Annotated in this window: 27 protein-coding genes and 1 tRNA gene; 15 read left to right on the top strand and 13 right to left on the bottom strand. The window is 71.4% G+C overall.

Going from position 1 to position 26,803, the window contains the following annotated elements; all coding sequences use genetic code 11:
- Window positions 1-31 precede the first annotated feature (31 nt).
- On the top strand, window positions 32-2,860 hold the full coding sequence (locus tag AB0C75_RS11460; RefSeq protein ID WP_362889423.1) for a penicillin acylase family protein: 2,829 nt from the start codon (window positions 32-34) through the stop codon (window positions 2,858-2,860).
- 49 nt (window positions 2,861-2,909) lie between these two features.
- On the opposite strand, the gene AB0C75_RS11455 is transcribed toward AB0C75_RS11460, so the two are convergent.
- Window positions 2,910-4,178, bottom strand: coding sequence for a DUF1343 domain-containing protein (locus tag AB0C75_RS11455; RefSeq protein WP_362889421.1), 1,269 nt, complete (start codon window positions 4,176-4,178; stop codon window positions 2,910-2,912).
- Window positions 4,179-4,350: 172 nt separating this feature from the next.
- On the opposite strand from AB0C75_RS11455, the gene AB0C75_RS11450 reads away from it, so the two are divergent.
- Genes AB0C75_RS11450 through AB0C75_RS11440 form a run of 3 tightly spaced genes read left to right on the top strand, consistent with a single transcriptional unit; the run spans window position 4,351 to window position 7,412 of the window.
- On the top strand, window positions 4,351-5,115 hold the full coding sequence (locus AB0C75_RS11450) for an SDR family oxidoreductase (protein WP_362889419.1): 765 nt from the start codon (window positions 4,351-4,353) through the stop codon (window positions 5,113-5,115).
- Window positions 5,112-6,779 carry an AMP-binding protein gene (locus AB0C75_RS11445; RefSeq protein ID WP_362889417.1) on the top strand — a complete coding sequence of 556 codons (1,668 nt, stop codon included), beginning with the start codon at window positions 5,112-5,114 and terminating at the stop codon, window positions 6,777-6,779. The genes AB0C75_RS11450 and AB0C75_RS11445 overlap by 4 nt, the downstream gene beginning before the upstream one ends.
- A 39-nt stretch (window positions 6,780-6,818) precedes the next feature.
- Window positions 6,819-7,412: a TetR/AcrR family transcriptional regulator gene (locus AB0C75_RS11440; protein WP_362889415.1), complete on the top strand. Its 594-nt coding sequence runs from the start codon at window positions 6,819-6,821 to the stop codon at window positions 7,410-7,412.
- Window positions 7,413-7,502: 90 nt separating this feature from the next.
- Here the strand turns inward: AB0C75_RS11440 and AB0C75_RS11435 are convergent, their stop codons facing one another.
- The 3 genes from AB0C75_RS11435 to AB0C75_RS11425 all read right to left on the bottom strand — a co-directional run bounded on the left by AB0C75_RS11435 (window position 7,503) and on the right by AB0C75_RS11425 (window position 10,222).
- Complete coding sequence (locus AB0C75_RS11435; RefSeq protein ID WP_362889413.1) at window positions 7,503-8,717, bottom strand: acyl-CoA dehydrogenase family protein; 1,215 nt, start codon at window positions 8,715-8,717, stop codon at window positions 7,503-7,505.
- Window positions 8,718-8,723: 6 nt separating this feature from the next.
- Window positions 8,724-9,746 carry a phosphotransferase family protein gene (locus AB0C75_RS11430; RefSeq protein WP_362889411.1) on the bottom strand — a complete coding sequence of 341 codons (1,023 nt, stop codon included), beginning with the start codon at window positions 9,744-9,746 and terminating at the stop codon, window positions 8,724-8,726.
- Window positions 9,747-9,880: 134 nt separating this feature from the next.
- Complete coding sequence (locus AB0C75_RS11425) at window positions 9,881-10,222, bottom strand: helix-turn-helix domain-containing protein (protein WP_362889409.1); 342 nt, start codon at window positions 10,220-10,222, stop codon at window positions 9,881-9,883.
- 102 nt (window positions 10,223-10,324) lie between these two features.
- Between AB0C75_RS11425 and AB0C75_RS11420 the strand changes: the two genes are divergently transcribed.
- Complete coding sequence (locus tag AB0C75_RS11420; RefSeq protein WP_362889407.1) at window positions 10,325-10,963, top strand: NAD(P)-binding domain-containing protein; 639 nt, start codon at window positions 10,325-10,327, stop codon at window positions 10,961-10,963.
- Window positions 10,964-10,999: 36 nt separating this feature from the next.
- Window positions 11,000-11,935, top strand: a complete 936-nt coding sequence (locus AB0C75_RS11415) for an NADP-dependent oxidoreductase (RefSeq protein WP_362889405.1) — start codon at window positions 11,000-11,002, stop codon at window positions 11,933-11,935.
- A gap of 66 nt (window positions 11,936-12,001) precedes the next feature.
- Here AB0C75_RS11415 and AB0C75_RS11410 read toward each other — a convergent pair whose 3' ends face one another.
- From AB0C75_RS11410 to AB0C75_RS11395, 4 genes are read right to left on the bottom strand one after another with little or no spacing between them, the layout of a single operon-like run.
- Window positions 12,002-12,313, bottom strand: coding sequence for a DUF202 domain-containing protein (locus AB0C75_RS11410; RefSeq protein WP_362889403.1), 312 nt, complete (start codon window positions 12,311-12,313; stop codon window positions 12,002-12,004).
- Window positions 12,310-12,705: a DUF202 domain-containing protein gene (locus tag AB0C75_RS11405; RefSeq protein WP_362889401.1), complete on the bottom strand. Its 396-nt coding sequence runs from the start codon at window positions 12,703-12,705 to the stop codon at window positions 12,310-12,312. The genes AB0C75_RS11410 and AB0C75_RS11405 overlap by 4 nt, the downstream gene beginning before the upstream one ends.
- Window positions 12,702-13,232, bottom strand: coding sequence for an NUDIX domain-containing protein (locus tag AB0C75_RS11400; protein ID WP_362889399.1), 531 nt, complete (start codon window positions 13,230-13,232; stop codon window positions 12,702-12,704). Before AB0C75_RS11400 ends, AB0C75_RS11405 begins: the two co-directional genes overlap by 4 nt.
- Window positions 13,219-14,136, bottom strand: a complete 918-nt coding sequence (locus AB0C75_RS11395; RefSeq protein ID WP_362889397.1) for a DMT family transporter — start codon at window positions 14,134-14,136, stop codon at window positions 13,219-13,221. The genes AB0C75_RS11400 and AB0C75_RS11395 overlap by 14 nt, the downstream gene beginning before the upstream one ends.
- A gap of 123 nt (window positions 14,137-14,259) precedes the next feature.
- Here AB0C75_RS11395 and AB0C75_RS11390 point away from each other — a divergent pair, with 123 nt between their 5' ends.
- Window positions 14,260-15,918: an FAD-binding dehydrogenase gene (locus AB0C75_RS11390; protein ID WP_362889395.1), complete on the top strand. Its 1,659-nt coding sequence runs from the start codon at window positions 14,260-14,262 to the stop codon at window positions 15,916-15,918.
- Window positions 15,915-16,352 (top strand): glutaredoxin domain-containing protein, encoded by a 438-nt coding sequence (locus AB0C75_RS11385; protein ID WP_362889393.1) that lies wholly within the window; start codon window positions 15,915-15,917, stop codon window positions 16,350-16,352. The genes AB0C75_RS11390 and AB0C75_RS11385 overlap by 4 nt, the downstream gene beginning before the upstream one ends.
- 22 nt (window positions 16,353-16,374) lie before the next feature.
- On the opposite strand, the gene AB0C75_RS11380 is transcribed toward AB0C75_RS11385, so the two are convergent.
- Window positions 16,375-16,818: an ASCH domain-containing protein gene (locus AB0C75_RS11380; protein WP_362889392.1), complete on the bottom strand. Its 444-nt coding sequence runs from the start codon at window positions 16,816-16,818 to the stop codon at window positions 16,375-16,377.
- Window positions 16,819-17,059: 241 nt separating this feature from the next.
- Here AB0C75_RS11380 and AB0C75_RS11375 point away from each other — a divergent pair, with 241 nt between their 5' ends.
- The 4 genes from AB0C75_RS11375 (at window position 17,060) to AB0C75_RS11360 (ending at window position 21,043) form a co-directional block, all read left to right on the top strand.
- Window positions 17,060-18,022, top strand: coding sequence for a hypothetical protein (locus tag AB0C75_RS11375; RefSeq protein ID WP_362889390.1), 963 nt, complete (start codon window positions 17,060-17,062; stop codon window positions 18,020-18,022).
- Window positions 18,023-18,057: 35 nt separating this feature from the next.
- Entirely contained in the window at window positions 18,058-19,629 is a 1,572-nt protein-coding gene (locus AB0C75_RS11370; protein ID WP_362889388.1) for an APC family permease, read from the top strand.
- A gap of 141 nt (window positions 19,630-19,770) precedes the next feature.
- Window positions 19,771-20,436 (top strand): molybdopterin-dependent oxidoreductase, encoded by a 666-nt coding sequence (locus tag AB0C75_RS11365; RefSeq protein WP_362889630.1) that lies wholly within the window; start codon window positions 19,771-19,773, stop codon window positions 20,434-20,436.
- Window positions 20,378-21,043, top strand: coding sequence for a cytochrome b/b6 domain-containing protein (locus tag AB0C75_RS11360; RefSeq protein ID WP_362889386.1), 666 nt, complete (start codon window positions 20,378-20,380; stop codon window positions 21,041-21,043). The genes AB0C75_RS11365 and AB0C75_RS11360 overlap by 59 nt, the downstream gene beginning before the upstream one ends.
- Window positions 21,044-21,079: 36 nt before the next feature.
- Here AB0C75_RS11360 and AB0C75_RS11355 read toward each other — a convergent pair whose 3' ends face one another.
- Both AB0C75_RS11355 and AB0C75_RS11350 read right to left on the bottom strand, forming a co-directional pair.
- The gene (locus tag AB0C75_RS11355; protein WP_362889384.1) at window positions 21,080-22,477 is read right to left on the bottom strand and encodes a gluconate:H+ symporter; all 1,398 of its coding nucleotides are present in this window, start codon (window positions 22,475-22,477) and stop codon (window positions 21,080-21,082) included.
- 11 nt (window positions 22,478-22,488) lie between these two features.
- On the bottom strand, window positions 22,489-22,998 hold the full coding sequence (locus tag AB0C75_RS11350) for a gluconokinase (protein WP_362889382.1): 510 nt from the start codon (window positions 22,996-22,998) through the stop codon (window positions 22,489-22,491).
- A 142-nt stretch (window positions 22,999-23,140) separates the two neighbouring features.
- Here AB0C75_RS11350 and AB0C75_RS11345 point away from each other — a divergent pair, with 142 nt between their 5' ends.
- From AB0C75_RS11345 to AB0C75_RS11335, 3 genes are all read left to right on the top strand, one after another.
- Entirely contained in the window at window positions 23,141-23,842 is a 702-nt protein-coding gene (locus tag AB0C75_RS11345; RefSeq protein WP_362889380.1) for an FCD domain-containing protein, read from the top strand.
- Window positions 23,843-23,919: 77 nt separating this feature from the next.
- On the top strand, window positions 23,920-25,005 hold the full coding sequence (locus AB0C75_RS11340; RefSeq protein ID WP_362889378.1) for an S-(hydroxymethyl)mycothiol dehydrogenase: 1,086 nt from the start codon (window positions 23,920-23,922) through the stop codon (window positions 25,003-25,005).
- On the top strand, window positions 25,005-25,634 hold the full coding sequence (locus tag AB0C75_RS11335; RefSeq protein ID WP_362889376.1) for an MBL fold metallo-hydrolase: 630 nt from the start codon (window positions 25,005-25,007) through the stop codon (window positions 25,632-25,634). Before AB0C75_RS11340 ends, AB0C75_RS11335 begins: the two co-directional genes overlap by 1 nt.
- A 20-nt stretch (window positions 25,635-25,654) precedes the next feature.
- Here the strand turns inward: AB0C75_RS11335 and AB0C75_RS11330 are convergent, their stop codons facing one another.
- Window positions 25,655-26,593: a pseudouridine synthase gene (locus AB0C75_RS11330; protein ID WP_362889374.1), complete on the bottom strand. Its 939-nt coding sequence runs from the start codon at window positions 26,591-26,593 to the stop codon at window positions 25,655-25,657.
- Between the two features lie 50 nt (window positions 26,594-26,643).
- A tRNA-Leu gene (locus tag AB0C75_RS11325) sits at window positions 26,644-26,731 on the bottom strand.
- Window positions 26,732-26,803: the final 72 nt, after the last annotated feature.

Here is a 26,803-nt window from a genome sequence, read left to right as displayed (position 1 = left end):
TCCGGCGCATCGGCCACCCGGAGGAGCACGCATGCCCCCACGCACCAGCACGATCAGAGCCGCCGCAGTCGCGGCCGTTCTCGCCCTCGGTACCTCCCTGCTCGCCTCGGCGCCCAGTGCCGGCGCGGCGGAGCCCGAGCCCGTCGCCGTCACCGATCACTGCGGTGATCAGTGCGCCGACATCCTGCCGCCCGGTGAGAACGGCAACGCCACGCTCGTCGAGATCCTCGGCAACAAGGCGTTCGGCACGCACCCCGCGCACAGCGACGACCAGCTCGACCGCTACGACGGCCTGGTCGCGGGGCACACGGGCCTCACCGACCAGAAGCTGACCGACTTCTTCAACGACGCCTCGTTCGGGGTCGCAGCCGACCAGGTCGAGTCCGTGACGAAGCCCCGCGAGGACGTCACGATCACCAGGGACAAGCAGAGCGGCGTGCCCCATATCGAGGGCACCACCCGCTACGGCACCGAGTTCGGCGCCGGGTTCGCCGCCGGACAGGACCGGCTGTGGCTGATGGACCTCTTCCGTCACATCGGCCGCGGCGAGCTGACCTCCTTCGCCGGGGGAGCGCTGGCCAACCAGGGTCTCGAGCAGCAGTTCTGGCCGCAGGCCCCGTACACCGAGGCGGACCTGGAGGCCCAGGTCGAACGGATCAGGACCACCGAGGGCGCACGCGGCGAGCAGGCGATGGCCGACGCGCAGGCCTATGTCGACGGGATCAACGACTACCGCGAGAAGTCCAAGAAGGGCCGGTACTTCCCGGGCGAGTACGTCCTCACCGGAAAGATCGACTCCATCACCAACGTAGGCGAGATCCAGCCGTTCGGGCTGACCGACCTGATCTCCATCGCCTCCGTCGTCGGCGGACAGTTCGGCGGGGGAGGCGGCGGTGAGGTCCAGGCCGCGATCTCGCTGCTCGCCGCCCAGGAGAAGTACGGCGTCGAGGAGGGCACCCGCGTCTGGGAGTCCTTCCGGCAGCGCGACGACCCGGAGGCCGTCCTCACCGTCCACGACGGCACGTCGTTCCCGTACGCCGGCAAACCCGACAAGGCCCGGGGCACGGCCCTTCCCGACGCGGACTCCGTCACCCCGGAACCGCTGGTGTACGACCGCACGGGCTCGGCGGGCACGGACAAGAAGGATCCGGTCGAGGCGCCTGCCGAGCTCGAACCGGCCCAGGGCATGTACGACGACGGCGTCATCCCGGAGGGCTCGCTGCCCGGATCCGGTGACGGCGCCCAGAAGCGGGGCATGTCCAACGCCCTCCTGGTGTCGGGCAAGTCCACGGCGAGCGGCAACCCGATCGCCGTCATGGGCCCCCAGACCGGCTACTTCGCGCCACAGCTGATGATGCTTCAGGAGCTCCAGGGTCCAGGCATCAGCGCCCGGGGCGTCTCCTTCGCCGGCGTAGGCATGTACATCCAGATGGGCAGGGGCCAGGACTACGCGTGGAGCGCCACGTCGGCGGCCCAGGACATCACCGACACGTACGCGGTCGAGCTCTGCGAACCCGACGGCTCCGCGCCCACCAAGGACTCCACGCACTACCGCAGCGACGGCGTCTGCACGGCCATGGAGAAGCTGGAGCGCACCAACTCCTGGAAGCCCACCGTCGCCGACTCCACCGCCGAGGGCTCGTACCGCATGCAGGTGTGGCGCACGGACTACGGGCTCGTCACCGACCGCGCCACGGTGGACGGCAAGCCGGTCGCGTACACCTCGCTGCGCACCACCTACCGCCACGAGGCCGACTCGATCATCGGCTTCCAGCTGCTCAACGACCCGGAGTACGTGACGGACGCGGCCTCCTTCCAGGAGGCGGCGAGCCATATCGACTACGCCTTCAACTGGTTCTACGCGGACTCGCGCACCACGGCCTTCTTCAACAGCGGCATGAATCCCGTGCGCGCGGCGGGCGTCGACGCCGCGCTGCCGGTCAAGGCCGAGAAGGCGTACGAGTGGCAGGGCTACGACCCGGCGGCCAACACCACGGACTACACCCCGTTCGCCGAGCACCCGCACTCCAGCGGCCAGGACTACTACATCTCCTGGAACAACCGGCAGGCCGACGACTACTCCACCGCCGCGTTCGGCTTCGGCTCCGTGCACCGCGCCGACCTGCTCGACGAGCGGGTGTCCGCGCTGGTCGAGGAGGGCGGGGTGACCCGCGCCTCCCTCACCCGCGCCATGGAGGAGGCGGCCCTGACCGACCTGCGCGGTGAGCAGCTGCTGCCCGAACTCCTGAAGGTGCTGCGTTCCGAACCGGTCACCGACCCCGGACTGAACGCGGTGATCCAGCAGTTGGACTCCTGGCGGGCGGCGGGGGCGCGGCGCGAGGAGACCAGCTCCGGGTCGCACACGTACACCCACGCGGACGCGGTACGGATCATGGACGCGTGGTGGCCGAAACTGGTCGAGGCGGAATTCCGTCCGGGCCTCGGTGACGACCTCTACACGGCGTTCACCGCGAGCCTCGCCACCGACGAGTCCCCGGCCGCCAGCCACGGGCCGAGCGGCGCGCACAGCGGCTCCGCCTTCCAGTACGGCTGGTGGGGCTTCGCCGACAAGGACCTGCGGCAGGTGCTCGGGCAGGACGTCCAGGGGCCGCTGGCGAAGACGTACTGCGGCGACGGGGACCTCGGCGCCTGCCGCACCGCGCTGCTCAGCACCCTGAAGGAGGCCGCGGCCGTGCCCGCCGCCGAGGTCTACCCGGCCGACGACAACTGCAAGGCCGGCGAGCAGTGGTGCACCGACGCGATCATCCACCGTCCGCTGGGCGGCATCTCGCAGAAGTCCATCCACTGGCAGAACAGGCCGACCTACCAGCAGGTCGTGGAGTTCCCCTCGCACCGCTGAGGCCGCCTGAAGTGTCCGGCCCCCGTCCAGCGGGACGGGGGCCGGACACTCACCGGTACAGCAGGTGCTCCCGCCGCAGTTTCCGGAAGGCGGTGAGGTCCTTCGACCAGGCGCCCACCACCTCGTCCGTGTCCGCGCCCGCGTCGATCATCGTCCGGACCCGGGTGTTGCCCGTGAGCCTGTCGATGGCGTTGTCCTCCCGCCACGCGAATCCGCTCCAGGTGGCCTTGGCCGTGACCAGCAGGGCGATTCCCGTGCGTACGGGGTCGAAGGCCGCCCGGTCCTGGACGTGCACCTGCACGCCGCCCACCGTCTTCCCCGCGAACTTGGAGAACGTCGGCTCGAAGTACGCCTCACGGAAGGCGACCCCGGGCAGCTCCAGGCCGTTCGCGGCGGCCGCCCACCGATGGTCGACGCCCTCCGCGCCCAGCAGTTCGAAGGGCCGTGTAGTCCCCCGGCCCTCGGAGAGGTTCGTCCCCTCGAACAGGCAGGTCCCCGAGTAGACCAACGCCGTGTCCGGTGTCGGCATGTTGGGGCTCGGCGGCACCCACGGCAGGCCCGTGGCGTCGAAGAAGTCCTCGCGGCGCCAGCCGGACATCTTCACCACGTCGAGCTGGACCGGCCGGTCCGACAGGAACTCCGCGTCGAAGAGCAGCGCCAGCTCCGCCACCGTCATGCCGTGCGCCTGGGAGATCTCCCGGCGCCCGACGAAGGACGCGAACGCCGGGTCGAGCACGGGCCCCAGCGCAGCCCTGCCGGTGACCGGATTGGGCCGGTCGAGGACGACGAACCGCTTGCCCGCGAGCGCCGCCGCCTCCATGCAGTCGTAGAGCGTCCAGATGTACGTGTAGAAGCGCGCCCCCGCGTCCTGGATGTCGAAGACCACCGTGTCGACACCGGACGCGGTGAAGACGTCGGCCAGCGGCTGCCCGCTCTTCAGATACGTGTCGTAGACCGGCAGTCCGGTCGCCGGGTCGTCGTAACGCCCCTCCGATCCGCCCGCCTGCGCCGTGCCCCTGAAGCCGTGCTCGGGGCCGAACACGGCGCTCAGGTCCACCCGGTCGTCGGCGTGCATCACATCGACGATGTGCCGCACATCCGCGGTGATCCCGGTCGGGTTGGTGACGACACCCACCTTCTGCCCGGCCAGCAGCCGGTACCCGTCGGCGGCCAGCCGCTCGAAGCCGGTACGGACCGCCGGGCGCCCCGGCCCGTGCTCCCGGCCGGCCGCGACGGCGCTCCCGGGCGCGGCCGCGGTCGTCGCGAGGGCTCCCATCGCGCCGCCGGCGGCCAGCAAACCACGTCTGGACAGGGTCATTCCGGAACCTCCATGATCGCGTCGACCGTCGTGGTCACGCACGATAGTGCCGGTGCGGGCCGCACGGAACGGCCACGGCCGGGCAGATTCGCCGTCCTGCCGCGCCCCCCTTCCCGGATCACATACCGACTGGTTAGTCTGCCGGGAGGACGGCAGAGAGAGGCGGGAACCGATGAGCACGGTGCAGGGCGCTGGCGTAGTGGTGACGGGAGCCGGAGGCGGCATCGGGGCCGCCCTGGCCCGCAGATTCGCCGCCGAGGGCGCGCGGGTCGTCGTCAACGACCTCGACGCGGGCAGGGTCGAGGCACTCGCCGACGAGATCGGCGGCACGGTCGTGGCCGGTGACGCCTCCGGCATCGTGGACGCCGCGCGTGACGCGCTCGGCGGCACGGTGGACGTGTACTGCGCCAACGCCGGCCTCGCCTCGGGCGGTGACGCCTTCGCCGACGAGGACGTCTGGGCCGCGGCCTGGGACGTGAACGTGATGGCGCACGTCCGCGCGGCCAGGGCGCTGCTGCCGGACTGGCTGGAGCGCGGCAGCGGCCGCTTCGTGTCCACCGCGTCGGCGGCCGGGCTGCTGACGATGATCGGCGCCGCCCCGTACAGCGTCACCAAGCACGGTGCCGTCGCCTTCGCCGAGTGGCTCTCGCTGACCTACCGGCACCGCGGGATCAAGGTCCACACCATCTGCCCCCAGGGCGTGCGTACGGACATGCTCACGGCGGCCGGCTCGGCGGGCGACCTGGTGCTCGCGCCCACCGCGATCGAGCCGGAGGCCGTCGCCGACGCCCTGTTCGACGCCATGGACCAGGACCGCTTCCTGGTCCTGCCGCACGCGGAGGTGGCGGGCTACTACCGCGCCCGCGCCAAGGACCCCGACCAGTGGATCGGCAGCATGAACCACCTCCAGCAGAAGTGGGAGGAGGCCGGCGCATGAGCGAGTCGATCTACGCGGCGAAGCCCTGGACCGCCCTGCTCAGCGCGGCCCAGCTCGCCCCCGTCCACCCCGCCGAGACCGTGGTGCACGCCTTCCGCGCGGCCGTCGGAAGGGCCCCGGACCACACCGCGCTCGCCTACTTCGACGGGCGCATCGACTACCGCGAGACCGACGCACTGTCCGACTCCGTGGCAGGGCACCTCGCCGCCGAGGGTCTGGAGCGCGGCGACCGGGTCGCGATCATGCTCCAGAACACACCGCACTTCGTGCTCGCGTTGCTCGGGGCGTGGAAGGCCGGCGCGACCGTCGTCCCGCTCAACCCGATGTACAAGTCCGGCGAGGTCGGCCACGTACTGAAGGACGCGCAGGTGAGCGCGCTGATCTGCTCCGACCGCGCCTGGGAGTCCTATCTGCGGGCCACGGCGGAGGCCGCGCCCTGCGTGCGGATCGCTGTCACCGCCTGCGAGCTCGACCTCCAGTCGGCCGACGACCCGCGGGTGCTCGGCTTCGAGCGGCTCCCCGCACCCGGCGCGGGGGAGTGGGCCTCCGATCTGGTGGAGGTGGCCCGCCGCGGTCTGCCCGCTCCCGATGGCCGGGAGCTCGCGGCTTCGGACACCGCCCTGATCAGCTACACCTCCGGGACGAGCGGCACCCCCAAGGGGGCCATGAACTCCCACGGCAACATCATGGTCAACGCGGAGCGACAGCGGGCCGGCCACCCCATCGCCGAGGGCTCGGCGTACTTCGCGCTCGCCCCGCTCTTCCACATCACCGGCATGGTGTGCCAGCTCGCCGCCTGTATCGCCAACGCGGGCACCCTGGTCCTCGTCTACCGCTTCGAGGCGAGCCTCGTCCTGGAGGCCTTCGCCGAGCACCGCCCCGCCTACACCGTGGGCCCGTCGACCGCCTTCATGGCGCTGGCCGCGCACCCGCGAGCGACCCGGGAGCACTTCGCCTCCTTCGAGGTGATCTCCTCGGGCGGGGCGCCGCTGCCTCCCGCGCTGGTCGAGAGGTTCCGCGAGGGCTTCGGCCCGTACATAAGCAACGGCTACGGGCTCACCGAGTGCACCGCGCCCTGCGCCTTCGTACCGCCGGAGCACGAGGCGCCCGTCGACCCCGTCTCCGGGACCCTGTCCGTCGGTGTCCCCGGGCCCGACACCGTCGTCCGGATCATCGACGAGAAGGGCGACGACGTCCCCTTCGGCGAACAGGGCGAGATAGCCGTACGCGGACCGCAGGTCGTCTCCGGCTACTGGAATCTGCCCGAGGCCACCGAGGCCGCCTTCCCGGACGGGGAACTGCGCACCGGGGACATCGGCTTCATGGACAGCGCGGGCTGGCTCTACGTCGTGGACCGCAAGAAGGACATGATCAACGCCTCCGGCTTCAAGGTCTGGCCCCGGGAGGTCGAGGACGTCCTCTACACCCATCCGGCGGTCCGTGAGGCGGCCGTCGTGGGGGTCCCCGATGTCTACCGGGGGGAGACGGTGCGGGCCTACGTCAGCCTGCGACCGGGCGCAGACGCGGAGCCCGGCGAGCTCAGCGCGTACTGCAAGGAACGACTGGCCGCCTACAAGTACCCGCGCGAAGTGGAGATCCTGGCCGAACTCCCGAAGACGGCGAGTGGGAAGATCCTCAGGCGGGAACTGCGTTCCCCCCGTTAGAACAGTTCACGCACGGTACGAGAGGGCAGGTGGCGGCACATGGCCAAGGCGACGGACGGGAACGGTACGCCCGTCCCCCAGAGGCTGCTGGCCGCCGCCACCCGCCTCTTCGCGGAGCAGGGCTACGACCGCACATCCGTCCAGGAGATCGTGGAGGCGGCGGGCGTCACCAAGGGGGCGCTCTACCACTACTTCGGCTCCAAGGAGGACCTCCTCCAGGAGGTCTACGCCCGGGTGCTGCGGCTCCAGCAGGAGCGGCTCGACGCCTTCGCGAACGCCGAGGAGCCGATCGACCGGCGCCTGCGTGACGCGGCGGCGGACGTGGTGGTCACCACCATCGACAACCTCGACGACGCCTCGATCTTCTTCCGCTCGATGCACCATCTGAGCCCGGAGAAGAACAAACAGGTCCGTCTGGAGCGCCGCCGCTACCACGAACGCTTCCGCGCTCTGATCGAGGAGGGCCAGAAGTCCGGGGTCTTCTCCAGCGCGACCCCGGCCGACCTCGTCGTCGACTACCACTTCGGCTCGGTCCACCACCTGTCCACCTGGTACAGCCCGGACGGCCCGCTCAGCCAGCAGGAGGTGGCGGACCACCTGGCCGACCTGCTGCTGAGGGCGCTGCGGCCCTGACGGCTCCCCGGGCGTCCTGCCCCTCGTCCGCAAGCCGCTCCACGGACCACCGGCCCTCGGGAGGCTACCGAGGGCCGGTGGTCCGGTGGATCACAGGTACTTCTTGATCTCGCGCCGTGCCAGCGACCGCTGGTGCACCTCGTCCGGGCCGTCGGCCAGCCGCAGTGTCCGGGCCGACGCCCAGAGTTCGGCCAGCGGGAAGTCCTGGCCGACCCCGCCGGCGCCGTACAGCTGCACCGCCCGGTCGAGGATGTCGCAGACCGCGCGCGGGGTGGCGATCTTGATCGACTGGATCTCCGTGTGCGCGCCGCGGTTGCCCACGGTGTCCATCAGCCAGGCGGTCTTCAGCACCAGCAGCCGCAGCTGCTCCACCGTCACCCGGGCGTCCGCGATCCAGTTCTGGACGACGCCCTGCTGGGCCAGCGGCTTGCCGAAGGCCGTACGCGCCACGGCCCGCTCACACATCAGCTCGATGGCGCGCTCCGCCATCCCGATCAGCCGCATGCAGTGGTGGATGCGGCCAGGGCCCAGACGGGCCTGGGCGATGGCGAAGCCGCCGCCCTCCTCGCCGATCAGGTTGGCCGACGGCACGCGTACGTCGGTGAAGGTGACCTCGGCGTGGCCGCCGTGCGAGTGGTCCTCGTAGCCGTACACCCGCATCGCGCGGCGCACCTCGAGACCCGGGGTGTCACGCGGGACGAGGATCATGGACTGCTGGCGGCGGATGTCCTCGCCGTCCGGATCCGTCTTGCCCATCACGATGAAGACCGCGCAGTCCGGGTTCATCGCCCCGGAGATGTACCACTTGCGCCCGTTGATGACGTAGGAGTCACCGTCCTTGGCGATCCGGGTCTCGATGTTCGTCGCGTCGGACGAGGCGACGTCGGGTTCCGTCATCGCGAACGCCGAGCGGATCTCGCCGGCCAGCAGCGGCTCCAGCCACTGCTTCTTCTGCGCGTCGGAGCCGAACTGGAAGAGCACCTCCATGTTCCCGGTGTCCGGGGCCGCGCAGTTCAGCGCGGTCGGTGCCAGGTGCGGGCTGCGGCCGGTGATCTCGGCCAGCGGGGCGTACTGGAGGTTCGTCAGCCCCGCGCCGTACTCCGCGTCGGGGAGGAAGAGGTTCCACAGGCCCTGCCTGCGTGCCTCCGCCTTCAGGTCCTCCACGACCGAAGGGGTGTCCCAGGGGGATGCCAGCCGGGCGCGCTGTTCCTCGGCGACCTTCTCGGCGGGACGGACGTGCTCGTCCATGAACGTGAGCAGCCTGGTGCGCAGCTCTTCGGTGCGGGCGTCGAATGCGAAGTCCACGGGGGATCAGCCTTCCTGGAGGGTGGTGAGGCCGTGCGCGATGAAGACGGGGACGAGTTCGCCGATGCGGTCGAAGCCGGCGCCGACGGTCCTGCCCAGGGTGTAGCGGTAGTGGATGCCCTCCAGGATCACGGCGAGCTTGAACCACGCGAAGGCCGTGTACCAGGAGATGGCGGAGGTGTCGCGGCCGGAGCGGGCGGCGTAGCGCTCGATCAGCTCCGCTGGGCCGGGGTGCCCCGCGGCGCCACTGGTGGTGGAGACGGGCGACTCGGGCAGGCCCAGGTCGGAGCTGTACATCACGAGCAGGCCGAGGTCCGTGAGCGGGTCGCCCAGCGTGGACATCTCCCAGTCGAGTACCGCCTTGATCCGGTCGTCCTGACCGATCAGCACGTTGTCCAGGCGGTAGTCGCCGTGCACGACGGTGGGCGCGGGGGAGGTGGGCAGGGCGCGGCCGAGCGCGGCGTGCAGCTCGTCGATACCGGCCAGTTCACGGTTGCGGGAGGCGTCGAGCTGCTTGCCCCAGCGCCGCAGCTGCCGGTCGAGGAAGCCCTCCGGATGCCCGAAGTCGCCGAGCCCGACGGCCGCGGGATCCACGGCGTGCAGATCCACCAGGGTGTCGACGAGCTCCAGGACGACGGCCCTGGTGCGCTCGGCGCCCAGCGGGGCCAGCTGCTCGGCGGTGCGGTACGGGGTCCCCTCGACGTACTCCATGACGTAGAAGGGCGAGCCGATGACCGCGTCGTCCTCGCAGAGCAGGAGCGTCTCCGGCACCGGGACCGCCGTGGGGTGCAGGGCGCTGATCACCCGGTGCTCGCGCTTCATGTCGTGTGCGGTGGCGAGCACATGGCCCAGCGGAGGTCTGCGCACGACCCACTGCCCGGAGCCGTCCGTGACGACGTAAGTGAGGTTCGAGCGGCCACCCTCGATCACCCGGGCGTCGAGCGGTCCGTTCACCAGACCCGGCCGCTCACGGTCGAGATGGCCGCGCAGCAGGTCGAGATCGAGACCTGGCGGGTGGGCTGGGCTCATGGTGCGTACCTCCGGGGCGGTTGATCGGTCGTGACCATGATGCCGACCAGTCGGTATGTCGTCCAGTGTCCGCCCGGAATCCGAGGCGTGATCTCCGGCTCCTCACCTCGCCGTGCTCCGTACCCCCGCTGTGGTCAGTCGTCCCAGCCCTGCGCCGCCACGAAGTCGTCCCCGTACGTGGCGGACCAGCGGCCCAGCGCCTCGATCGGCTCCAGCAGGGTCCGGCCGAGCGGGGTCAGCGAGTACTCCACGCGCGGTGGCGCCTCGGCGTACGCCCGGCGCTCCACCAGCGCGTACTCCTCCAGCCTGCGCAGCGTCTCGGTCAGCACCTTGGCACTGATGCCACCGATCTCCGCACGGAGATCACCCGGCCGGCGCGGACCCGCCCCCAGCGCGTACAGGACCACCGGATTCCAGGTGTTCCCCAACAGATCGAAGCCGAGCCGGGCCCGGCAGTCGGCGAGCAGCCGGTCCATGCGTTCCCCTTCCCCGCCCGACGGGCACCGAACGGTGCGCAACGGGTCCCCTAACGTCCCCTTCGGCACGACGCTACGTGACGGACGTTCAAGGGGAGAGACATGCGCATCGGCATCATCGGGACCGGCACCATGGCGGACGCACTGGGCGGCCGATGGGCGGCAGCAGGCCATCGCGTGCTCTTCGGGGGCCGCTCCCCGGAACGGGCCCTGGCAGTCGCGGACCGCACCGGCCAGAGCGCCGGCACCCTCCAGGAGGCGGCGGACTTCGGCGACGCGACCCTGCTCGCCGTGCCGTACGACGCCGTGGCCGGTGTTCTGGCGGGACTCGGCGCCGCGGACGGGGCGCTGCGCGGCCGGCTCCTCGTCGACTGCACCAACGCCGTCGGGCCGGGCTTCCGGCTCACCACGGGTACGGGTCCAGGCGCCGCCCGTACGATCGCGGACGCCACCGGAGCGCGGGTCGTCAAGGCCTTCAATCACCTGCCCGGTTCCGTGTGGCGTCCGACCACGCCCGCCTTCGCCGACGGCCCGTTGGCCGTCCCGCTGTGCGGGGACGACGAGGCGGCCCTGGGCACGGTCGCGGACCTGGTCAGGGATCTGGGCTGCGTTCCGATGACCGTGGGCGGGCTCGACCGGGCCGCGTATCTGGAGGCCACCACGGCGTTCCTCATCGGGCTCTGGCACTCCGGGCACGACCCGCGGACGCTGCTGCCGCCCTTCGATGTGGCCACGGCCTGAGTTGCGGGCGCCGGGGCACGCCCCGATCGTCGGAGGATGAAGGCGATCAGCTACAGCGGATACGGCTCGGCCGACGTCCTGGAGTACGGCGAGCGGCCCGACCCGAAGGTCGGTCCTGACTCGGTCCTGGTGAAGGTGCGGGCCGCGGCCGTGAACCCCGTCGACTGGAAGGCCCGCGAGGGCTACCTCCAGGCCGGACTTGAGGCGGTGTTCCCCGTCATCCCGGGCTGGGACGTCTCCGGGGTGGTGGTCCAGCCGGGCGCCGCCGTGGACGAGTTCGCGGTGGGCGACGAGGTCATCGGCTACGTACGCGAGGACTTTCTCTCGCGCGGCACCTTCGCCGAGTACGTCGCCGCCCCCGTGCGCACGCTCGCCCGCAAGCCCCTGAGCCTGAGCTTCGAGGAGGCGGCGGGCCTTCCCCTGTGCGGTCTCACCGCGCACCAGGTGCTGCACCGCATCCTCAAGGTCCAGGAGGGCGAGAGGGTCCTCGTCCACGCGGCGGCCGGCGGGGTCGGCTCGCTCGCCGTGCAGCTCGCCCGGCACGCGGGCTGCCGGGTCGTGGGCACGGCGGGCCCGCACAACCACGACTACGTACGCCGGCTGGGCGGCGAACCCGTGGAGTACGGCGACGGGCTGGCGGACCGCCTGCGCGAGCTGGCCCCCGACGGCTTCGACGCGGCGTTCGACACCGTCGGCGGCGAGGCGCTCCGGATCTCCGCCGAGACCCTCGCGCCCGACGGGCGGCTCGCCTCCATCGCCGACGCCGAGGTGTTCTCCTACGGGGGCCGCTACGCCTTCGTACGGCCCGACGCCACGGATCTCGCCGACCTCGCCGGACTCGCCGAGCAGGGCATCGTCTCCGTCCACGTGGACCGGGTCTTCCCCCTGGAGCAGGCCGCCGAGGCCTACCGGCTCAACGAGGAGGGCCGCACCCGGGGCAAGATCGTCGTCGCCGTGCCCTGGGACGACTGAGAACGCTGCCTCACAGCCTCACAGCCTCACAGCCTCACAGCCCAACGGCCGCGACGTCGGGCCAGGTCAGAACAGCGTCACACCGGCGAACACCGCGAGCGCGACCGTGCACGCGACAGTCGTCAGCGCATGGCGCGGCGACAGCGGGGCGGGCGGCCCCGAGGGCCCCATGGCCGTCACCCGGCGGTGCGCCACCGCGAGGAAGCCCAGCCAGGCCAGCAGGCTCAGGGCCACCGCGCACACCCCGGCCGCCGTCGCCCCCGCGTGCAGGGCCTGCCGGAACGCGAGCAGGGCCACCACCGTGCACGTCAGGGTGGTGCGGCGCCAGGCCAGCCGGGTCCGCTCGGGCTGGAGGCCGGGATCGCGCACGGTGGTCATCCGCTCTCCCAGCCGAACAGGACCACCACCACCATCGCGACCGCCACCACGGCGACCACCAGGCTGAGCAGCGCGGGGAAGCGCGAGGCCGGCAGATCCTCCCCGCGCCGCATCGCACGCTCGCACCGCACCCAGTGGTTGACGGCCCGCAGCGCGCAGAGCACCCCGGCGGCCAGCAGCCCGAGAGCCAGGCCCGCGCGGATGCCCCAGGACAGCTCCGGGAGGAACTGGTCGACGGCGAAACCGCCGCCGATGAGTGCGAGAGCCGTCCGGATCCAGGCGAGGAAGGTGCGCTCGTTGGCGAGGGAGAAGCGGTAGTCAGGGGTGTCCCCCTCCTCGCGGATCCGCTCCGGCGCGAACCACAGCCGCAGCCCGCGCACGAAACCGCTCACGTGCTGGACCCCGCGCCGCCGCCGGCCCGGTACGCCCGCAGCCGGTGGTACGTCTCCAGGCCGTCCGGCACCCAGGTCCAGTTGCCAAGACGCTCCTCCAGTGCGGCGTCGGTCAGGAAGGTGTGCCAGGCGACCTCCTCCGTCTGCGGCTGGACGGGCAGATCGCAGCGGACCTCGTACACGGCCGACCACCAGGTGTGCCGGGGGCTCTCGTAGAGGTAGGTGAACAGCGGTGTGGGGCGGGGGAGGCCGGAGACCCCCAGTTCCTCCTCGGCCTCCCGGAGCGCCGCCTCGTCGTACGACTCGCCCGCACCCACGACCCCGCCGACGAACATGTCGTGGTGCGAGGGGAAGACCAGCTTCGTGGCCGTCCTGCGGTGCACGAACAGCCGGCCCGCCGCGTCCCTCGCCTCGATGAAGACGCAGCGGTGACGCAGGCCGCGCGCGGTGGCATCGCCGCGGGGCGCCTGCCCGACGACCACGTCGTTCTCGTCGACGATGTCCAGGATCTCGTCAGCCGGATTCATACGGTCCATCCAACATCAACCGGTCGGCTGCCGTGGACCCGTGCCGGCCCTTGCCCTCCGGCATCGCCGGGTGCATCCCCAGCAGCACGATCCCGGCCACGATCGCCGCCAGTCCCACGGCCTGCCAGGCCAGGGCCCCCGCGTCGGTGTGCACCCGGTCGCCGAGGAACCCGATCCCGCACGCGATGCCCGCCAGCGGCTGCGCGGCGGTCAGCGCCGGCAGGGACATCCTCAGCGGCCCCGCCTCGAACGCGCTCTGGACGAGGATCAGCCCGGTCACCCCGAGGACGAGCACGGCGTACGGGTGCCAGCCGGTCAGCAGCGCCGTCCAGCCGTCCTCGGTCAGCCGCTTCCCGCTCACCCTGGTCAGGGCGTCCTGCAGTCCGTAGAGCAGCCCCGCCGCCAGACCGAGCAGCACCGGGGTCCCACGGGTACGCGGATGCCTGGCGCCGGCGGTCAGGAGCAGGGCGAGGCCCGCCACCACACCGATCACCAGCCAGTGCCGCAGGGGCGCCGTCACGGCCTCACCGCCCCGGGGCTCGCCCGCCAGCAGGAAGGCGGTGACGCCGCCCGCCAGCAGACAGAGGCCGCCCCAGCCCTGCCGCCCCAGGGCCTGGCCCGTGCGGCGGCGCGACAGGGCCATCGCGAAGAGCAGATTGGTCGCCAGGAGCGGCTCGACGAGCGAGACCTCGCCGTGCCCGAGCGCCAGGGCTCCCAGGACCATCCCGCAGACCATCAGGCCGATCCCGGCCAGCCAGCTCGGTACCCGCATCAGGTCGAGCAGCAGCCGGAAGGAGAGGAAATCGCTCAGGGGCGCGCGACGGGCGGCGTCCTGCTGGAGGACGAATCCGAAGCCCAGGCAGCAGGCGGCGCCCACGGACAGCAGGAGAACCAGCACCGACACGCTCCGACGATAGCCCGGCGGACGTACGGGACAGGTGAGGGCGCCACCGACCGGAAGGTTGACGTGAGGGCCGCCCGTACCGAAGATCTGACCCACAAGTAACTTTCCCGGCGGATGGAACCCATGGCGTACGACGCTGATGTGATCGTGATCGGGGCAGGACTCGCGGGCCTGGCGGCCACCGCCGAGCTCGTCGACGCCGGCCGCACGGTGATCCTGCTCGACCAGGAACCCGAGCAGTCCATCGGCGGCCAGGCGCACTGGTCCTTCGGCGGGCTCTTCCTCGTCGACTCGCCCGAGCAGCGCCGGATGCGAGTCAAGGACAGCCATGAGCTGGCTCTCCAGGACTGGTACGGCACCGCGGGTTTCGACCGCGACGAGGACCACTGGCCACGGAAGTGGGCGGAGGCGTACGTCGACTTCGCGGCAGGCGAGAAGCGGTCCTGGCTGCACGCCCAGGGGATGCGCTTCTTCCCGGTCGTCGGCTGGGCCGAACGCGGCGGTTACGACGCGAACGGCCACGGCAACTCCGTCCCCCGCTTCCACATCACCTGGGGCACCGGTCCCGGCGTCGTCGCACCCTTCGAGAGGCGGGTCCGCGAAGGCATGGCGAAGGGCCTCGTCCAGGCGCGCTTCCGCCACCGGGTGACGGGTCTCGGACGCTCGGCCGGAGCGGTCGACACGGTCACGGGCGAGGTGCTCCAGGAGAGCGGCGCCGAGCGCGGAACCGCGAGCAGCCGTGAGGTCACGGGCGCCTTCGAGCTCAGGGCCCAGGCCGTGATCGTCACCTCGGGCGGCATCGGAGGCAACCACGACCTGGTGCGCGCGCAGTGGCCCGAGCGGCTGGGCACAGCGCCCGAGAAGCTGCTCTCCGGCGTCCCGGCACACGTCGACGGGCTCATGCTGGGCATCACCGAGAAGGCGGGCGCCCACCACATCAACCGTGACCGTATGTGGCACTACACCGAGGGCATCGAGAACTGGAACCCGATCTGGGACAAGCACGGCATCCGGATCCTGCCGGGACCGTCCTCCCTGTGGCTGGACGCCCGCGGCAAGCGGCTGCCCGTCCCGCTCTTCCCCGGCTTCGACACGCTGGGCACCCTCGAACACATCATGCGGTCGGGGCACGGCTACACCTGGTTCGTCCTCGACCGGAAGATCATCGGCAAGGAGTTCGCGCTCTCCGGTTCCGAACAGAACCCCGACCTGACCGGGAAGTCGGTGCGCGGGGTGATCGGCAGGGCGCGCGCCGACGTCCCGGGACCCGTACAGGCGTTCATGGACAAGGGCGTGGACTTCGTCGTCGAGAAGGACCTCGGCGCGCTCGTACGGGGAATGAACGCGCTCACCGGCGATTCCCTCATCGACGAGGACGCGCTGCGCCGCGAGATCACCGCACGGGACCGTGAGATCGCCAACCCCTTCACCAAGGACCTCCAGGTCACGGCGATCAACGGCGCCCGTTCCTATCTGGGGGACAAGCTGATCCGCACCGCGAAGCCGCACCGCATCCTCGACCCGGCCGCCGGGCCGCTCATCGCCGTACGGCTGAACATCCTGACCCGCAAGTCGCTCGGCGGTCTTGAGACGGACCTGTCCTCCCGCGTCCTGACCGAGGACGGCACCCCGCTGCCCGGGGTGTACGCGGCGGGGGAGGCGGCCGGGTTCGGCGGTGGCGGGGTCCATGGCTACCGCTCCCTGGAGGGCACGTTCCTCGGCGGCTGCATCTTCTCGGGCCGGACGGCGGGCCGGGCGGCGGCGGAGGCGACCGGCTCATGAAGCGCGCCTGGACCCTGCCCGCGCTGCTGGTGGCCTGCGGCGCGCTCGTCGCCGTCACACAGGCCGTCGGGGGGTCCGTCCTGACCGCCGCCGTGTCGCTGCTGCTGTTCGTCCTGCTCGGTGGCCTGTACTCGCCGCTGGTGTTCCCGCGGTCTGTCGGTGCGGCCGAGGCGCGGCGCCGCAGTGCCGCCGACGGCCACCCGGTCGTCTACTGGCGGGCGGGCTGCAAGTACTGTCTGCGCCTGCGGTTCCGGCTGGGCCGCGGTGCCCGGCAGCTGCACTGGGTCGACATCTGGCGCGACCCGGACGGAGCGGCGGTGGTGCGGGAGGCCAACGGCGGGGACGAGACCGTCCCGACGGTCGTGGTGGCGGGCCGGCCGTACACCAACCCCGATCCCGGCTGGCTGCGTGGGCAGCTTCCCCCGGCCGCCTGACAGCGGATCACCGCGGCCGCCGCTACGTCCGGGAGGCGCCCCGGCCGAGCCGCTCCACCACCCTGAAACGCTCCACCACGATCATCGTGCCGTCGTCCACGGTGAACGAGGGGTCGCCGAGCGCCTCCCGCATCTCCTCGCTGTGCCAGAACGCCTCGTGCGCCGCCCGCCACCCGGCCACCGACGTGTACCCCTCGCCCTCGTCCAGGGCATGCCGCAGCTCCACCGAGCCCAGCGGCAGCACCCGTACCTCCGTCAGTTCGACCACGGCCACCTCCCGGCCGTCGGAGTCGATGAGCGCGGACCGCTCGCCCACGGGCGGGAGCTCCTCCCGCTCAGCCTCGTACTCCGCGAGCAGCCCGGAGGTGGAGACCTTCTCGCCCGAGAGCACGGCGGCGACCAACTGGTCGCGCAGAGGCCCCGGGAAGGCGAGGAGGAAGGGCTTGAGCGGTTCGCGGTTCTCCATGGCGGCAGTGTGGCACGCGTCACCCCTGCCCCACCCGTCACTCGCGTACGCGGCTCGCGAACTGCGGGAACGGTTCGGTCCATGACCCGGGCGAGGTCAACTGTGTGTTGAAGAAATGTAGTTGAGGTGCGGTCCGCCTTGACTCGGAGCATTGCCTGCCGCTTTGCTGTGCGCGGTCGTTTGCTCGCACACAGCATCGAAAGTGCTCGTGTCATGTCGAAGTGGAAAAGGAAGCCTGCGGATGTCTCCGCCTCCGCCGCCCCTGGGCCGTTCCCGCCGCAAGGGCGGACGCTCTGACCACGTCTTCGACCTTGCACTCGACGACAGCGAACTGAGCGATGTGAGAGCGCAGTTCGTCCAGGGCCGCTGGACCAGGGCCCGCTCCCTGCTCGTCACGACGGGCACCGACTGGGATCTGCGCGGCCATCGGATCCTGGCCCTCGCCGCGGTCCCGTCCGCCGTCGGCTGGGCGAGCGACTGGCTGCTCGCCGAACCGGAGAGCCGCGACGCCACGACGCTGCTGGCCTGCGCCGGCGTCGCCAAGGCCCAGCGCCCCAAGGCCGGTGCGGGTGAACGCGCCCGCGCCCGCAAGGCCTGCCTGACCGCCGCCGCGCTCGACCGCGCCGACCCCACCCCCTGGCTCGGCCTGATGACGCTGGAGCGCACGCACGGCAGCCACGAGGACACCGCCAGGCATTTCGAGGAGATCCGCGCCCGCCACCCCGAACACCACCACGCGCACCACCTCATGACGGCCCAGCTCGCCGAGGCGCGCCCCGAGAACGACCCGCTCCACGAGGTGTACGACTTCGCCGCCTGGGCCGCCGAACAGGCCCCGGCCGACTCGCCCCTCGCCGTGCTCCCCGTCGTCGCCCACGCCGAGCGCTTCCGCGTCCTGGTCGCGGCCGGCGCCCTCCCCGGCGACCCGGCGGCCTCCGGCCACTGGGCGGGGCGCCGGGCCAGACAGGTGATGAAGGCCGCCTTCGACTGGTGGCTCGAATGGGAGCGCGAGGACCACCCACGGCACAGCGTCGACCTCAACTTCCTCGCCCACGCGAAGATCTCCGAGGGGCGCCCCGCCGAGGCCGCCGCGATCTTCCACCGCATCGGCCCCCATGCGACCGAGGTCCCCTGGTCGTACGCCGGCCGTGACCCGTACCCCGAATTCCTCGCCGCGCGCACCCTCGCGCTCGGTGCCCCCTGACGCACGTTGTTATCGACGAAGGGACCACCCCCGCCATGTCGACGGGCAGAACAGATACGAGCGAGAGCGGCACCACCGGAGTGTCCGACACCGGCGGGATCAACACCTACAAGGGCGAGGAACGCGCACTGCGCGCCAACCGGCTCGGCACCCCCGGACTGCTCCTGTCCGTGCTCGCGGCCAGCGCCCCCCTGATGGTCGTCGCGGGCGTGATGCCCACGGTCTTCGGCGTGATGGGCGTGGTCGGCCAGCCCCTGCTCTACGTCATCCTCGGCATCGTCCTGATGCTGTTCAGCGTCGGCTACGCGGAGATGAGCCGGCATGTCCACAACGCCGGCGCCTTCTACGCCTACATCGCCCGGGGCCTCGGCCCCACGGCCGGCGCGGGCGCCTCGCTCGTCGCGCTGGTCGCCTACAGCGCCATGCAGGTCGGCATCTACGGCATCCTCGGCTTCGAGGTCTCGGGCCTCTTCACCACGTACCTCGACATCGACCTCCAGTGGTGGATCCCCGCCCTGGTCGCCGTGGTCGTCGTCGGCGTACTGGGCTGGCTGAAGATCGACCTCAACGCCAAGGTGCTCGGCGTGCTGCTCGTCATCGAGTGCGGCCTCGTCGTGATCTTCGACATCGCCGCCGTCGGCAAGCCGGGACCCGAGGGCCTGTCCCTGCACGCGTTCAACCCCGAAACGCTCACCGGAGCGGGCCTCGGCACCGCGCTCTGCTTCTGCATCGCCGCGTTCGTCGGCTTCGAGCAGGCCCCGGTGTACGCCGAGGAGACCAGCCGCCCGCAGATCGTCGTGTCCCGGGTGATGTTCCTGGCCGTCGGGTACGCCGCCCTGTTCCTCGCCATCAGCTCCTGGGCCCTGACCGTCGCGGCGGGCCCCTCGTCCATCGCCGACACCTCCCTCAAGGAGGGCCCCGGGATGCTCTTCGGTCTCACCGAGGAGCGGCTCGGCGCCACGTTCACCGACGTCCTGCACGTCCTGTTCGTCACCGGCATGTTCGCCGCGCTGCTCAGCTTCCACAACGTGGTCGCCCGCTACGCGTTCGCCATGGGCCGTGAAGGACTGCTGCCGGCCGGGTTCGGACGTACCAACAAGGCGAGCGGGGCGCCCGCCACCGGCTCCATGCTCCAGTCGGGGCTCTCCATCGTGATCGTGCTCGCGTTCGCCCTCACCGACGACAACCCGGTCGGCGACCCGACCGCGCCCGTCCTGCACCTGTTCACCTGGATGGGCAACGTCGGAGCCCTCGGCGTCATCGTGCTGATGGCCTCGGCGTCCTTCGCCGTCATCGCGTTCTTCGTACGCCGGGGAGCCGGCCGGGCCCAGGCCCCACGGCTCGTCGCCTCCGGACTCGCCGGCCTCGCCCTGCTGGCCATCGCCGTGTTCACCGTGCGGGACTTCGACGTCCTGGTCGGATCGGGACCCGGCTCCGTGCTGAACTGGCTGCTGCCCGGCATCATCGTCCTGGCCCTCGTCGCAGGCCTGCTCTACGGTGCGGTGCTGCGCCGCACCCGGCCCGAGGTCCACGCCAGGATCGGCCTCGGCAACGAGGCGTTCCAGCTGGAGAAGGCCGCGGAGGGCGCGGAGCCCGCACCGCGCTGACCCGCGAGCCGGTTCTTACCGAAGCGTGACGGCCACCCGCGGCCCCTGGTGACAAGGGCCCGCGGGTGTTCGAATGGGCGGGTGAACAGTCCCCCTCCCGACACCGGTGGCACGCCTGTCGGCCGCCGTCTGGTCCTGACGATGCTCGGCCTCGGCGCCGCCGGGGTGGTGGCCGCGCCCGTTCTCCAGCGCACGCTGGAGAACGGCCTCGGCGCCGTCGCCGACAAGGACCCCACCGGACTCACCGGTCTGCTGCCCAACGGTGGCGGCTTCCGCTACTACTCGGTCACCACCTCCGTGCCCGAGAGGACCGCCGCCGACTACCGCCTCACCGTGGACGGCATGGTCGACCGCCCGACGACGTACACGCTCGACTCGCTGAAGGCGCTGCCCCAGACCCGCACGGTGCGCGACATCCAGTGCGTCACCGGCTGGCGGGTCCCCGAGACCCCGTTCGAGGGGGTCAGGCTCTCGGCGCTGCTGGACGCGGCGGGGGTGCGGCCCGGTGCGAAGGCGATCCGCTTCACCTGCTTCGACGGCGCCTACAGCGAGAGCCTCACCCTGGAACAGGCCAGCCGCCCGGACGTCCTGGTCGCCCTGCGCATGCAGGACAAGCCGGTGTCCCACTCCCACGGCGGCCCGGTGCGGCTCTATGTGGCCCCCATGTACTTCTACAAGTCGGCGAAATGGCTCTCCGGGATCACCGTCACCGACTCCGTGCGCCCCGGATACTGGGAGGAGCTCGGATATGACGTCGACGCCTGGGTGGGCCGTTCCAACGGACGGGACGACGCCCCTACTGCCTGAACACGGCCCGAGAGTCCGGCGCTTCACCGCGGCCGAGCGCTGGGTGCACCGCACCACGGCCTGGCTGACACTGCTCTGCGTCGCCACGGCGGCCTGCCTGTACGTCCCCCAGCTCGCCGAACTCGTCGGACGCCGGCGCCTCGTGGTCACCGTGCACGAGTGGTCGGGGCTGCTCGTGCCCGTACCGCTGCTGGCCGGGCTCGTCTCCAGGGCGCTGCGTGCCGATCTGTCGCGGCTCAACCGGTTCGGGCCGCACGACCGGCAGTGGCTGCGCGCCGCGCTGCGCCGCGACCGGGCACCTGGCTCCCGTCCTGCCGGGAAGTTCAACGCGGGCCAGAAGCTCTACGCCGCCTGGATCGCGGGCGGTGTGCTCGTGATGATCGGCACCGGGCTGCTGATGTGGTTCACCGGCCTCGCCCCGCTGGTGTGGCGTACCGGCGCCACCTTCGTCCACGACTGGCTGGCGCTCGCGATCGGCATCGTCCTCGCCGGACACATGGCGAAGGCGCTCGCCGACCCGGAGGCACGCCGTGGCATGCGCACCGGGTCGGTCGAGCGCCGATGGGCCCGTTCCGAGCACCCGTTGTGGCGGGAGCCGGAGGAGTAGGACCGGCCGTCAGCGGGAACGGCCGTCCGATGCCGGCTACAACACCAGCGAGAGCAGCAGGATGAAGGCCAGCGAGACGACGGAGATGATCGTCTCCATCACCGACCAGGTCTTGATCGTCTGCGGCACGTCCATGCCGAAGTACTCCTTCACCAGCCAGAAACCCGCGTCGTTGACGTGGCTGAAGAAGAGCGAACCCGCACCGACCGCGAGGACGAGCAGCGCGACGTGCGAGGTCGACAGGTCGGCGGCCAGCGGGGCGACCAGGCCGGCCGCGGAGATGGTGGCCACGGTCGCGGAGCCCGTCGCCAGCCGGATCGCGACCGCGATCAGCCAGCCGAGCAGCAGGGCGGGGACCGACCAGTTCTCGGAGAAGTCCAGGATCATCTCGCCCACACCGGCGTCGATGAGGGTCTGCTTGAACCCGCCGCCCGCGCCCACGATCAGCAGGATGCCGGCGATCGGGGCGAGCGACTTCTCCACCGTGGCGGAGAGCCGGCCCTTGGTGAACCCGGCGGCCCTGCCCAGGGTGAACATGCCGACGATCACGGCGGCCAGCAGCGCGATCAGCGGCGAGCCGATGACGTCGGTGACCCGCTGGACGCTGTTCTCGGGGTCGTCCACCACGATGTCGACGAGCGCCTTGACCAGCATCAGCACGACGGGCAGCAGGATCGTCGCCAGGGTCGCGCCGAAGCCGGGGCGGTGCTTCAGGTCCTCCGACGGGCGCTGCGGAACCATCTTCTCCGGCGCCTCGATGTTCACCCAGCGGGCGGCGTAGCGGGAGAAGACCGGGCCCGCGATGATCACGGTCGGGACGGCCACCAGCACACCGAGCGCCAGCGTGATCCCCAGGTTGGCGTCGAGGGCGTCGATGGCCACCAGCGGGCCGGGGTGCGGCGGGATCAGTCCGTGCATCACGGAGAGACCGGCGAGCGCGGGGATGCCGATCCGCATCAGCGAGTAGTTGCCGCGCTTGGCGACCAGCAGCACCACCGGAATCATCAGCACGATTCCGACCTCGAAGAAGAGCGGGAGCCCGACGATCGAGGCGATCAGCACCATCGCCCACGGCATCATGCGCCCGCTCGCCCGGGCGAGGATCGTGTCGACGATCTGGTCGGCGCCGCCGGAGTCGGCGAGCAGCCTGCCCAGGATGGCACCCAGGGCGATGAGGACACCGACACTCGCGACGGTCGAACCGAGACCGTCGGTGAAGCTGGTGATCGTCTTCGCGGGGTTGGCCCCGGCGAAGGAGCCGAGGGCGAGCGAGCCGATGGTCAACGCGAGGAACGCGTGCATCTTGAACTTGGTGATGAGCAGGACGATGACGGCGATGCCCGCCAGGACGGCGATGCCCAGCTGCGCGTTGCCGGCCGAAGTGATCGGTTCGACGGCGTCCGCTGCCAGCATCTCGACGCTGAGACTGGTCACGGTGATGATCCTTAGTCGGCGAGCCGGCGCAACGCGGCGACGGCCCGGTCGGTGATTTCCTCGGGGGTGCCGGACACGTCGACCGAGACGCCGGCCTCGTCGGCCCGCAGCGGCTCCAGGGTCGCGAACTGGGAGTCGAGCAGCGCGGTCGGCATGAAGTGGCCCTTGCGGTCCGCCATGCGGTGTTCGATGAGCGCCCGGTCCCCGGTCAGATGCAGGAAGACGGCGCCGGGGGCCTCGGCCCGCAGCCGGTCACGGTAGGCGCGCTTGAGCGCCGAGCTGCTGACGACGCCACCGAGCCCCGCCCTGCCGTGTGCCCACTGTCCGATGGCGTCCAGCCACGGCCAGCGGTCGTCGTCGTCCAGCGGTGTGCCGGCGGACATCTTGGCGATGTTGGCCGGCGGGTGGAAGTCGTCGCCCTCGGCATAGGGGACGCCCAGTGCGTCGGCGAGCAGGGGGCCGATCGTGGTCTTGCCGGTTCCTGCTACGCCCATCACCACGACGACGTGGGGGGTGCTCATTGGTGCCTCGCTGTCTTCTTCGACATCGGTCCGCGACGGGTCCGTCGCGCTACTGAAACCCATTACATACGACTTATTCAAGTGGCTGTGACATAAACGTCGTACTTAATGTCCCCGCGAGCGGCCCCGTAGGCTGGTGCGCATGACCACACCTGCCCAGGGGCTCCATACGCATGTGCTGGACACCCTGGGCCTGGAGATCGCCGCGGGGGACTGCCCGCCCGGTGTGGTCCTGCGCACCGACGAGCTCTCCCGGCGCTTCGACGTGTCCCGCACCGTCGTACGCGAAGTGGTCCGCGTCCTGGAGTCCATGCACCTGGTCGAGTCCCGGCGCCGGGTCGGGGTGACCGTGCGGCCCACCGAGGAGTGGAACGTCTACGACCCCCAGGTCATCCGCTGGCGGCTGGCCGGCTCCGACCGGCCCCGGCAGCTGCGCTCCCTCACCGTGCTGCGGTCCGCCGTCGAGCCCGTCGCGGCGGGCCTCGCGGCCCGCAACGCCACCGCCGAGCAGTGCGCCGCGCTCACGGAGTGCGCCCTCGGCATGGTCGCGACCTCACGCGGCCAGCAGCTGGAGGGCTACCTCCGGCACGACACCGCCTTCCACCGGATCGTGCTCAACGCCTCGGGCAACGAGATGTTCGCGCGGCTCGGAGACGTCGTGGCCGAGGTGCTCGCCGGCCGTACCCACCACCAGGTGATGTTCGAGGACCCGGATCCCGCAGCCGTCACGCTCCACGTCAGGCTCGCCGAGGCCGTACGCGAGGGGGACGCGGGGGCGGCGGAGCGGCTGACCAAGGAGATCGCGGTCGGCGCGCTGCACGAACTGGACGTACTCGCTCCATGAGCGGCTGTCCTCCCGGGTACGGTGGGCCCGTTCGATCTTCGTAATTGACGGGGCAAGTCGGGATGGGAGACCACGGCATGGCGCAGCAGGTACAAGGGGTCATCGCACCGGGGAAGAACGAACCCGTTCGCGTCGAGACGATCCTGGTGCCGGACCCCGGCCCCGGTGAGGCCGTGGTCAAGATCCAGGCGTGCGGCGTCTGCCACACCGACCTGCACTACAAGCAGGGCGGCATCAACGACGACTTCCCGTTCCTGCTCGGCCACGAGGCCGCAGGGGTCGTGGAGTCCGTCGGCGACGGCGTCACCGACGTCGCGCCGGGCGACTTCGTCGTCCTCAACTGGCGTGCGGTGTGCGGCCAGTGCCGTGCCTGTCTGCGCGGCCGCCCGTGGTACTGCTTCGACACCCACAACGCCGAGCAGAAGATGACCCTGCTGGACGGCACGGAGCTCTCCCCCGCGCTCGGTATCGGCGCGTTCGCGGAGAAGACCCTCGTCGCGGCAGGCCAGTGCACCAAGGTCGACCCCGAGGTCTCCCCGGCCGTCGCCGGACTGCTCGGCTGCGGCGTCATGGCGGGCATCGGCGCCGCCATCAACACCGGCCAGGTCGGCCGCGGCGACTCCGTCGCCGTCATCGGCTGCGGCGGCGTCGGCGACGCGGCGATCGCGGGAGCCCGTCTCGCGGGAGCGGCGAAGATCATCGCGGTCGACATCGACGACCGCAAGCTGGAGACGGCGAAGAAGATGGGCGCCACCCACACCGTCAACTCCCGCTCCGGCGACCCGGTCGAGGCCATCCGCGCGCTGACCGGCGGCAACGGCGCCGACGTCGTGATCGAGGCCGTCGGCCGCCCGGAGACCTACAAGCAGGCCTTCTACGCCCGCGACCTGGCCGGTACCGTCGTCCTCGTCGGTGTGCCCACGCCCGAGATGCAGCTGGAACTCCCGCTCCTGGACGTGTTCGGACGCGGCGGCTCGCTGAAGTCCTCCTGGTACGGCGACTGTCTGCCCTCGCGCGACTTCCCGATGCTCATCGACCTGCACCAGCAGGGCCGTCTCGACCTGGGCGCCTTCGTCACCGAGACCATCAGGCTCGACGAGATCGAGCACGCCTTCGCCCGGATGCACGACGGTGACGTCCTGCGCTCGGTGGTGGTCCTCTGATGGCCGCCCGCATCGACCACCTCGTCACCTCCGGCACCTTCGCCCTCGACGGCGGCGAGTGGGACGTCGACAACAACGTCTGGATCGTCGGCGACGACACCGACGCGGTCGTCATCGACGCCGCCCATGACGCCGCCGCGATCGAGGCCGCGCTCGGCGGCCGTACGCTGCGCGCGATCATCTGCACCCACGCGCACAACGATCACATCGACGCGGCCCCGGCCCTCGCCGACGCCACCGGCGCGCCGATCCTGCTGCACCCCGACGACCTGGAGCTGTGGCGGCAGACCCATCCGGACCGCGCCCCCGACGCCGAACTGGCCGACGGGCAGGAGCTGGAGATCGCCGGAACCCGTCTGACGGTCCTGCACACCCCCGGCCACGCCCCGGGGGCGGTCTGCCTCCACGCCCCGGAGCTGGCCACCGTCTTCACGGGCGACACCCTCTTCCAGGGTGGCCCCGGAGCCACCGGGCGGTCCTTCTCCCACTTCCCGACGATCATCGACTCGATCAGGGACCGGCTGCTCACCCTGCCGCCGGAGACCGCAGTGCGCACCGGACACGGGGACCCCACCACCATCGGCGCCGAGGCCCCGCAGCTGGAGGACTGGATCGCACGCGGTCACTGAACCGCCGACCGCGGCGGGGTTCACCGGTCCGGCCGCCCGGAGAGGCGCTGGGCGCTCTCGAAGCGGTGCGCCGCGCCCGTGACCGGATCGGTGAACTCCAGGACCTTCGCCAGCAGTTGCAGGGGGTGCCCGTGGTCCATGCGATCGGGATCGGGCTCCACCACCGGATAGACCGGATCGTTCACCAACGGCAGCCCCAGCGCGTTCATATGGACCCGCAGCTGATGGGTGCGGCCGGTCGCGGGCAGCAACCGGTAGTGGCCCAGGCCGCCCCGGTGTCCGATGAGCTCGATCCGGCTCTCGCTGTTCGCCGGGCCTGGCTCCTCGCGCGCGGCGATGATCCCGCGCTCCTTCACGATCCGGCTGCGCACGGTGCGCGGGAGCGTGACCTCCGGGTCGTACGGAGCCACCGCCTCGTACTCCTTGCGCACCAGCCGGTCCCGGAACAGCGTCTGGTAGGCGCCCCGGTCCGAGGCCCGTACGACGCAGAGCACCAGGCCCGCCGTGAGCCGGTCCAGCCGGTGCGCGGGCTGGAGCTCCGGCAGCCCCAGCCCGGCGCGCAGCCGGGCGACCAGGGTCTCGGTGACATGCCGGCCACGTGGAGTGGTGGCCAGGAAGTGCGGCTTGTCCGCGATCAGCAGATGCTCGTCGCGGTACACGATGCCGACGGGGAAGGGCACCGGCTCCTCGGGTGCGAAGTCCCGGTGGAACCAGAGATACCGCCCGGCCGTATACGGCTCGTCCGCGCGCACCGCACCGCCGTCCGCCCCGACGAACCGGCCCTCGGCCAGCATGGTGTCCACTCTCGCGGCGCCGATCGCCCCCGCGAACCGGTCCAGCAGATGGTCCCGCACGGTGGGCCAGGCCTCCGCCGGGTCCACCGGGAGCCGCACCCGCACCGGGTCGACGCCCGCACGCTGGGGGAGCGGGGCGGCGGGCGGCTTCGCCCGTCCTCTCATCTTCCCTCCGGAAAAGGCGAAAACCCCCAGGTGACCTGGGGGTTTTCTGCTGGTGTCCGAGGGGGGACTTGAACCCCCACGCCCGATAAAGGGCACTAGCACCTCAAGCTAGCGCGTCTGCCATTCCGCCACCCGGACCGGGTGTCGTCGTCCGGGCCTGGCCCGTTCCGACGTGGAAAACCATAGCAAACATTCGGGGGTGCTCGATCA

The organism is Streptomyces sp. NPDC048565 (assembly GCF_040650935.1).
Classification (GTDB): Bacteria; Actinomycetota; Actinomycetes; order Streptomycetales; family Streptomycetaceae; genus Streptomyces.
Note: the sequence above shows the minus strand (reverse complement) of the source record. Positions and strands in the feature narration are given on the sequence as shown.